Annotated in this window: 7 protein-coding genes; 5 read left to right on the top strand and 2 right to left on the bottom strand. The window is 71.3% G+C overall.

Annotation, left to right across the window (positions count from 1 at the left end; translation table 11 throughout):
• The first annotated feature begins 141 nt into the window (after window positions 1–141).
• Window positions 142–1,566: an FGGY family carbohydrate kinase gene (locus tag ACWDEW_RS35210; protein WP_450518372.1), complete on the top strand. Its 1,425-nt coding sequence runs from the start codon at window positions 142–144 to the stop codon at window positions 1,564–1,566.
• A gap of 102 nt (window positions 1,567–1,668) precedes the next feature.
• Entirely contained in the window at window positions 1,669–1,878 is a 210-nt protein-coding gene (locus ACWDEW_RS35205; protein WP_450518362.1) for a hypothetical protein, read from the top strand.
• 12 nt (window positions 1,879–1,890) lie between these two features.
• Here the strand turns inward: ACWDEW_RS35205 and ACWDEW_RS35200 are convergent, their stop codons facing one another.
• Window positions 1,891–2,541 carry a mycothiol-dependent nitroreductase Rv2466c family protein gene (locus ACWDEW_RS35200; protein ID WP_450518360.1) on the bottom strand — a complete coding sequence of 217 codons (651 nt, stop codon included), beginning with the start codon at window positions 2,539–2,541 and terminating at the stop codon, window positions 1,891–1,893.
• 149 nt (window positions 2,542–2,690) lie between these two features.
• Between ACWDEW_RS35200 and pepN the strand changes: the two genes are divergently transcribed.
• A complete protein-coding gene (pepN, locus tag ACWDEW_RS35195; protein ID WP_450518358.1) occupies window positions 2,691–5,294 on the top strand; it encodes an aminopeptidase N in 2,604 nt (867 codons plus the stop codon).
• A 230-nt stretch (window positions 5,295–5,524) separates the two neighbouring features.
• The gene (locus ACWDEW_RS35190) at window positions 5,525–6,562 is read left to right on the top strand and encodes a hypothetical protein (protein ID WP_450518357.1); all 1,038 of its coding nucleotides are present in this window, start codon (window positions 5,525–5,527) and stop codon (window positions 6,560–6,562) included.
• Window positions 6,563–6,647: 85 nt separating this feature from the next.
• Here the strand turns inward: ACWDEW_RS35190 and ACWDEW_RS35185 are convergent, their stop codons facing one another.
• Complete coding sequence (locus tag ACWDEW_RS35185) at window positions 6,648–7,856, bottom strand: glycosyltransferase family 4 protein (RefSeq protein WP_450518371.1); 1,209 nt, start codon at window positions 7,854–7,856, stop codon at window positions 6,648–6,650.
• A gap of 1,050 nt (window positions 7,857–8,906) precedes the next feature.
• On the opposite strand from ACWDEW_RS35185, the gene ACWDEW_RS35180 reads away from it, so the two are divergent.
• Window positions 8,907–9,224, top strand: coding sequence for a hypothetical protein (locus ACWDEW_RS35180; protein ID WP_450518355.1), 318 nt, complete (start codon window positions 8,907–8,909; stop codon window positions 9,222–9,224).
• Window positions 9,225–9,227 lie beyond the last annotated feature (3 nt).

The raw sequence follows: 9,227 nt of genomic DNA, 5'->3' as shown, positions 1-9,227 counted from the left end.
CAGCCACCCGGCGCCTACCCAACACCGGCCCAGCTCCCCGGCACCCACCCACCACCGGCCCAGCTCCCCGGCGCCCACCCCACACCACCCCACATCCCCGGCGCCCACCCACCCCCACCCCCCAACCCCCAGGAGCCCCCCATGTACATCGGAATCGACGTAGGCACCTCCACCGTGAAGGCCGCCGCCTTCGACCGCACCGGCCGTCAACTCGCCGTGGCCTCCCGCCCGGTGGAGCTGGCGATGCACGGCGGCTACGTCGAGCAGGACATGGACGAGGTGTACTCGGCGGTGGTCGCCGTGCTGGACGAACTCACCGCAGCGACAACCGACCCGATCGAACTGGCCGGCCTCACCGGCCAAGGCGACGGCGTCTGGCTGGTCGACACAACGGGCCGCCCCGTCCGCCCGGCCGTGTCCTGGATGGACGGCCGGGCACACGAACTGCTCGACCAGTGGCTGGCGGACGGAACCTTCGAGACGGTGTTCCGGCGGACCGGCAGCGCGATGTTCCCGGGCTGCCCCGGCCCGGTGCTGGCGTGGTTCGAGGCGCACGAGCCGAAGGCGCTGGACACCGCAACGCACGCCCTGTTCTGCAAGGACATGGTCTTCCAGCGGCTCACCGGGGCGCCTCCCACCACCGACGTCTCCGACGCCTCGATGCCGTTCCTCGACCCGAGGACGAGGTCGTACGACAACGGTGTCGTCGAACTCCTCGGCCTGACCCGCCGCAGGCGTCTGCTGGCCCGGGTCAGCGACCCGGTAGCGACGGCCGAGACCCTCGGCGAGGGGCTGCCGACCGGCACCCGCATCGCGAACGGCCCCTACGACCTCCCCGCCTGCGCGCTCGGCGCGGGCGTGACGGAACCCGGCGACGGACTCCTCATCGTCGGCACCTGCCTGGCCAGCCTGGTCGCCACCACCGACCTCGACCTCTCCGGCGAACCGGCCGGCCTGTACATCTCCCTCGACCGCCCCGGGCACTGGCTGCGCGCGATGCCGGCGATGGTCGGTACGGCGGCGTTGGACTGGGTGCTGTCGACGACGGGCGTCCGGCACGACGAGGTGGACGCGCTGCTGGCGGCGACACCGCCCGGCGCGAACGGGGTGCGGGTGCTGCCGTACTTCGCACCCTCCGGCGAGCGCGCCCCCTTCGTCGAGCCTCGGCTGCGCGCCGAACTGACCGGTGTCTCCCTGGAGTCGACGCCCGCCGATCTGGTCAGGGCGACCTGCGAGGGCATCGGTTACGCGGCCCGGCACTGTCTGGAGGCGGCGGGCCTGACGGGTTCGCTGGCGGTGTGCGGCGGCGGCACCCGCAGCCCCGCCTGGATGCGGCTCCTCGCCGACGTCCTGGGCCGGCCGCTCCGGGTGGTCGAGGGCGAGGTGGGCGCGCGGGGCGCGGTGCTCGCGGCGGCGGAGCGGTACGGGGTTCCGCTGGACGCAGCCGTCTGGACGCGGCCGACGGAGGTGGTCGAGCCGGACGCGGGGCGGGCGGCGTACTACACGAAGGGGTACGCGGACCATCTCGCGCGGCTGGCGGTGGCCCGGGGGCGGGAGCGGCACTGAGTACGGCGGGACGGATTCCGGGCTGCCGCCGTGGCCCTGTGAGACCTATGCTCGCAAGGCCACGGCCTCGGTTGTCGGGGCCCGTCCGACGGGGGACATCCCATGGTTTCCAAGCGCTGCCCCAACTGCGGCGACAGCATGGAGGACTTCAACCCGGTGACCGACGAGGAGTGGCAGCAGATCAAGGGCGAGATTCCGAAGCACGTCCGCAGGGCGGCGGTCCTCCGCTGCGCCAACGGAAACTGCCGGCGGGTCCAGCAGCGGGGCAACCGGCATGTCGGCGCCAACCTCCCGGAGCCGAAGTCCGACTGACCCCTGCTGCCCCTACAGGTTGCTGAAGTCCGGCCCCTTGGTGCGCGAGCGCTTGATCTCGTAGAACCCGGGGACGGAGGCGACCGCGACGGTCCCGTCCCACAGCCGTGCGGCCTCCTCGCCCTTGGGGGCGGGGGTGACGACCGGGCCGAAGAAGGCGATCTGCTCGCCGTCGGGGCCGGGGACGGCGATGACGGGGGTGCCGACGTCCTGGCCGACCTTGTCGATGCCCTCCTTGTGGGAGGCGCGCAGCTCGGCGTCGAACTCGAAGTCCTCCTGGTCGGCGTAGTCGATCAGGTCGGCGGGCAGGCCGACGTCCGCGAGCGCGCCGGCGATGGCCTCGACGGTGGGGCCCTCGCCGTTGTTGTGGATGCGGGTGCCGAGCGCGGTGTAGAAGGGGCCGAGGGCGTCCGCGCCGTGCTTCTGCCAGACGGCGGTGACCACCTTGATCGGCTTCCAGGCCTTGGTGGCGAGCAGCTCGCGGTACTCCTCGGGCAGCTCGTCCAGCTTGGGCTCGTTCAGGACCGCCAGGCTCATGATGTGCCAGCGGACCTCGATGTCGCGGACCTTCTCGACTTCGAGCACCCACCGGGAGGTCATCCAGGCCCAGGGGCACAGCGGGTCGAACCAGAAGTCCACGGGGGTCTTGGCGGTCTCAGACATGACGCTCCTCGGAATACGGCTGTTTCCCCACGGCAACACCGCTTCTCGCCACCTCATTCCCGGGTGCCCGCGGTCAGGGGCGCATGGCAGGATCGGCCCTGACCAGACTGCGATGTCCAACAGCGATGACCATCCGAGGGAGTGCCCCCGTGCCCGGTGAGAATCTGTCCCGCGACGAGGCCCGGGAGCGGGCCGCACTGCTGTCCGTCGACGGGTACGACGTGTCCCTCGACCTGCGCTCCGCGGTGGGCGACGAGGTCGGTGACGGGGACGGGCCGCGGACGTTCCGGTCCGTGACCACGATCCGGTTCCGCTGTGCCGAGCCGGGTGCGGCGAGTTTCGCGGACCTGATCGCGCCGGGTGTGACGGCCGTGTCGCTCAACGGCAGGGACCTCGATCCGGGCGAGGTCTTCGACGGTGTCCGGATCCAGCTGGAGGACCTGGCCGCGGAGAACGAGCTGATCGTCGACGCGCGGTGCGCGTACTCCCGTACCGGCGAGGGCATGCACCGCTTCGTCGACCCCGAGGACGGCGAGATCTACCTCTACACCCAGTACGAACCGGCCGACTCGCGCCGGGTCTTCGCCAACTTCGAGCAGCCGGACCTCAAGGCGCCGTTCCGCTTCGAGGTGCGGGCGCCCGAGGGCTGGACGGTGTGGAGCAACGGCGCCGGCGAACTGGCCGACGGCGTATGGAGGTTCGCCGAGACGAAGCCGATCTCGACGTACATCACGGCGTTCCTGGCGGGCCCGTACCACTACGTCACGGACTCCTACTCCCGTACCTTCGACGACGGTACGACGCTGGAGATCCCGCTCGGCGCGATGTGCCGCAAGGGTCTGGCGCCGTACTTCGACTCCGACGACGTGTTCCTGGTGACGAAGCAGGGGCTGGACTTCTTCCACGACCACTTCGACTACCCGTACCCGTTCGGGAAGTACGACCAGGCGTTCGTGCCCGAGTACAACCTCGGCGCGATGGAGAACCCGGGGCTCGTCACCTTCCGCGAGGAGTACATCTTTCGGGGGAAGGTGACGCAGGCGTCGTACGCGGGGCGGGCCAACACGATCCTGCACGAGATGGCGCACATGTGGTTCGGCGACCTGGTCACCATGGAGTGGTGGGACGACCTGTGGCTGAAGGAGTCCTTCGCGGACTTCATGGGGGTGTTCGCGAGCGTCGGCGCGACCCGCTTCACCGACGCGTGGATCAGTTTCGCCAACCGCCGCAAGGCGTGGGCGTATCGCGCGGACCAGCTCCCGTCCACGCACCCGATCACCGCCGACATCCGCGACCTCCAGGACGCGAAGCTCAACTTCGACGGGATCACGTACGCCAAGGGGGCTTCCGTACTGAAGCAGTTGGTGGCGTACGTCGGCCAGGAGGCGTTCCTGGAGGGCGCGCGCCGCTACTTCAAGCGGAACGCGTACGGCAACACGCGCCTCGGTGATCTGCTGTCGGTCCTGGAGGAGACGAGCGGCCGGGACATGGCGTCCTGGTCGCGGTCGTGGCTGCAGACTGCCGGGGTCAACTCCCTGACTCCGCAAGTGGTGTTGGACGTGGAGGGCGGGCGCGTCGCCGAGCTGACGGTGCTTCAGGAGGCGGCCGAGTCGCACCCCGAACTCCGCCCGCACCGGGTGGTGGTGGGCCTCTACCGGACGGAGAACGGGCGCCTCGTCCGGTACGAACGGGCCGAGGTGGACGTCGAGGGCGCGCGGACGGTCGTAGTGGAGCTGGCGGGTGCGGACGCGCCGGAGCTGGTGCTCGTCAACGACGAGGACCTGACGTATGCCAAGACCCGTTTCGACGCGGTGTCGTTGGCGACCCTGCGGGACCGGCTCGGGGCGCTGACCGACCCGATGGCGCGTGCGCTGTGCTGGTCGGCGCTGTGGAACATGACGCGGGACGCGCTGCTGCTCGCACCCGACTTCATCGACCTGGTGATGCAGTTCGGGCGCCGGGAGACCGACATCGGTGTGCTGCAGATGCTGCACGCGTGGGCGAACTCGGCACTCGTCACCTACTCGCCGCCGTGGTGGCGGGAGACCGGCGCGAAGCTGCTGGCGCACGTCGCGGAGCGGGATCTGCGGGACGCCGAGGCCGGCAGCGAGCAGCAGCTGGCCTGGGCGCGTTTCTACGCGTCGGTGGCGTCGGCGCCGGAGGAACTGGCGCTGCTGCGGGGCCTGTTGGACGGTACGGAGAAGATCGACGGGCTGGTGGTGGACCAGGAGCTGCGCTGGGCGTTCCTGGAGCCGCTGACCGCGCACGGGGTTGCCGACGAGTCCGTGGTGGCCGCCGAGCTGGCCCGGGACGACACCGCGTCCGGCAAGCGGCACCAGGTCCGCTGTCTCGCCGCCCGCCCCTCGGCGGCGGTCAAGGCGCAGGCGTGGGCGCAGGTCGTGGAGTCGGACGCGCTGTCCAATGCCTTCGTCGAGGCGACCATCGCGGGCTTCGCTCAGCCGTCGCAGCGGGAGCTGCTGGCGCCGTACACGGAGAAGTACTTCGCGGCGATCGAGCGGGTGTGGGAGGAGCGGTCGATCCAGATCGCGATGGATGTGGTGAAGGGTCTGTTCCCGGCGTTCCCGACCGCCGAGGACGGCCCGGCCACGCTGGCCGCGACGGACGCGTGGCTGACCTCCCACAAGGGTGCGGCCCCCGCCCTGCGCCGACTGGTGCTGGAGGCGCGGGACGATCTGGCGCGGGCGCTGCGGGCGCAGGAGGCGGACAACGGGGGCCGCGGCGCTCAGAACTGACAGGCCGACGGGCCGACGGGCTGATCGTTGGCCTGCGATTCGCCGCTCCGTGACCGTTACTGAATACAGGTAATCGCAGCCGTAACCCCTGGTCCACCCCATCCGGACCAGGGGTTTTCGGCGCCTACTCGGCATCCGAACGCCTGTCCTTTAGTACCGCATCGTCCGGATTTGTCGACGAGCGTGTAACAGCGGTTAGGGAGCGGATCCGGCGCGGGAAACCCCGTTGCATGAACCACAACACCCCCCTCTCCCCCCGCCCTCTCAGCCACCTCTCCGAGGTGCACCGCCGCGTTCTGACGACGGCTCAGCTCCGCGCCCACGGCATCCCGGCCGCCGAGGTGAACGAGCAGTGCCGTCCCGACGGCCCCTGGCAGCAGCTCCTCCCCGGCGTCGTCCTGCTGCACTCCGGTCCGCCCACCGGTGAGGAGCGGCTGCACGCGGTGCTGACGTACGCGGCACGGGAGCGGACGGCGGGTGTCCCGGTCCAGCCCGGCGCGGAGGAGCCGCACCGGCCGACGTACGGCGAGACGATGGTCACCGGTCTGGCCGCGCTGGCCCTGTACGGCTTCACCTCGGCCGGGCCGCTCGCCTCCCTCGACCACATCGACGTCCTGCTCCCCCGGATGCGCCGGCTGCGCTCCACGGGCTGCGCCCGCGTCCTCCGCACCCCGGCACTCCCGGCCGCGCGACAGGTGAAGGGCGTACCGGTCGCCCCGGTGCCGCGCGCGGTCGCGGACGCGGTGGCCGGACTGTCGGACGCGAACGCGGTCCGCCGGCTGCTCACCGAGGCGGTGCGCGGCGGCCACTGCGAACCGGCGGCGGTGGTACGGGAGTTGAACGACGCGAAGCTGCTGAGCCGCCCGCACGTGGTGGACGCGGTGGACTCGCTGCTGGCCGAGGGCCGCGCGATCGCCGAGGACCGCCTCTACCGGATGGTGAGCGAGTACGGCCTCCCCGACCCGGTCTGGAACGTGGACCTCCGCCTGCCCGGCGGCCCGCACCTGGGCGGCCTGGACGCGTACTGGCCCGAGCAGGCGGTCGCGGTCGAGCTGGACACCCGCGCCCCGCGCCAGGACGAGGACGCGCTGTGGTCGGAGTACGCCCGCAAGCGCGAGCACCTGGAACGGCTCGGCATCACCGTCGTCCACATCACCCCCAGGAAGCTCCGCGAGGGTCTTGAGCAGCAGGCGGCGGTGGTCCGTACGGCGCTGATGGCGGCGGCGGACCGCGATCCCGCCGCGTATGTCGTGGTGCTGCCCCGGTAGTGACGGACCGGGACGGCATCAGGAGGGGAGAGGAGGGGCCACCGGGGGTCGGTGGTCCCTCCTCATTTGTGGCTGCTTTTTTTGGTTACAGGGGTTCGGGGAGAGGGGGCGGGGTCGCGCTGGTAGTGGTGTGGCTGGTGTGGAGGCCGTCCAGGAGGGCGGCGTAGGAGGCGATCATGCGCGTACGGCTGAAGCGTTCGCGGCTGCGGGCGTGGGCCTTGGCGAACTCCGGGCGGCCGATGACCGCCTCGGTCCAGGCCGACGCGACGGCCTCCGGGTCGGGGGGCGTGATGATGCCGTGCCCGGCGACGATGGAGGCGCTGTCGCCGATGTCGGTGGCGACGGGTACGGCCCCGCACATCATGCCCTCGATGAGGCACAGCGGCGCGGCCTCGCCGAAGGACGACGTGAGCGCGACGACGTCCGACCCGGCGTAGACGGTCTCCATGTCCCGCCGCACGCCGAGCAGATGAAGCCGAGAGGCGAGTTGCTCCCGCTCCTGCCCGAAGGCGGCGTCGATGTCGGCGGCGAGGGCGGGCTGGTTCTCGGCGGTCATGCCCGTGCCGCACATGACCACGTGGCCGGCGGGTTCGCGCCGTAGCCACTCGTGGGCGGCGCCGAGGAAGAGCGGGATGTTCTTCATGGTGGCGTAGCGGGCGGCGAACACCACGACGGGAGCGGTGTCCGGAATCCCCAGGGAGGCGCGGAAGGCGAGCCGCCGGGCCGGGTCGGGCCGGAAGCGCAGCAGATCGACCCCGTTGGGGATGACGTGGAGGACCTCGGGCGGGATGCCGGCGGCCTGGTAGGCGTCGCGGGTGGACTCCGCGCAGCAGACACAGGCGACGACCTTGCCGTCGGCGATGGCGGCCTTCAGTTCGTCGAGGGCGGCGCCCTGGTGTTCGGGGTCCGAACGATGCAGGCACACGACGACCGGGCGGCGCGGCAGGCCTCCCTGGTTCAGCAGGGAGAGCGGCTGCTCCTTGAGCGACAGGACGACGTCGGCATCCGCCAGGGCGCGGGCCGCGTCGGCGAGCTCGGGCCCGGTGAAGCCGGTACTGACCTGGCCCTCACCGCCGCCGAGGCTACGGCCGAGGGTGGAGACCCCGACCCCGGCCGCGGTCAGCTGTTGATAGCAGGCGTCGTTCTCCATGGCCTGTCGGGTCGCTTCCCGATGGACCTCGCCGTGGATGCTCAGCACCGAATGATGCTGACCGCCCTCCACCAGTCCCAGAACGACGTCGCTGTGGACGATCCGGGCTCCTCCGGAGAAGAAGCCCTCGTAGACCGACAGCACGTGCAGTTCGTGTCTAGCGCGCACACGACCACCCGCCTTGCGTATGAATCGAGCCATCCCCGTGAACAGCGGGTTAGCCGTTATGAGGCGGCACGGACATTTCGCATGAATGAACTGGGCGTCTCGTATCCGAGTCCGGTTGGTTATCCCGGGGTCAATTGGTGGCGAGGCGGGCGCGGACGGTCCTGCCGATGTCGCCCCGCAGAAATCACAGGAAACTCCAGCACCGGGTCCGACACGTCGATCGTCGGCGCGGAGTTCTGTTCTTCGTCTACGGCGCCCCGAAGCCAGACCTCGTGACCGGGTCGGCGTCCGTGCCGTACCGCGGCGGCGTCATCGATGTCACCGGACCAGTTCGGGCCGACAGCGAACTGCATCGAAGCCGCCCGCCTCGGCCAGGGAACCAACTCCGCAAAAGCGTGACACTTCGACGCCAACCGTCACACTTCTACGACCCCCCTCCCCCTCCCCGGCCGGTTTGCGGACCCGGAGGTTGACGGTGGTGTGGCCCCGCGCGCCGAGGCCGAGGAGGAAGACATCGCCCAGCGTCCACGCGGAGGAGATCGGTGCGAGGTTCGCCGTACCGTCCGCGTTCTCCGTGGACAGGACCACGACGGGTGCGCCGAAGTACAGGATGCTGGGCGTGAGGACGCGGTGCGTGCCCTCGTCTGCCAGGGGGTCTGGGGAGTCATGGGCTCCATCGTGCGGGCCGGACCGTTCGACGCCGGCCGAACCATCGGACCGCGGGCGAGCCGGCCCGGTACGCCGGTGTCGCCCGCTCGACGGCCACCGAGCACCTGAACCTGCTCGTCGCCGCCGGCGTGCTCGCCGAGGAGCGTCAGGGCAGGCACCGGGTACCTGCGGCCGGCCGGCACCGGCATCGCCGAGCCGATCGAGGCGCCGGCCTCGCACACCCCGCCCCCGGCCGAGCGCCGGCACACACTGCGCGCCGCGACGACACAGGCGGCCCTGGCCCGCGCCAGGACCTGCTACGACCACGTCGCCGGAGCGTTGGGCGTCGCGATCACCGACGCAACGACCAGCAGGGCCATGCTCGTCCGGCACGACGGCTGGGCGCCCACCTCCACCGGTCTGGCCTGGTTGCGGGAGGTGGGCGTGGCCACCGGGGCACTGCGCCGGACCCGCCGCCCGGCGGTGCGCGGCTGCCTGGACTGGACCGAGCGCCGTCCGCACCTGGCCGGGGCCGCCGGGGCGGCTGTCCGCGGCCGGTTCTTCGACACCGGACGGATCGAACGGATCGGCTCCCACCGCGCGATCCGACTCGGCGCGACGGGCGGAACCGTACTGCGAGACCAACTCGGCCTGGACTGGAGCACGTTCGGCGGTCGGCACGACTCACGCGACTGACAG

The organism is Streptomyces sp. NPDC001100 (genome assembly GCF_053598575.1).
This window is presented reverse-complemented; position numbering and strand designations above follow the sequence as displayed.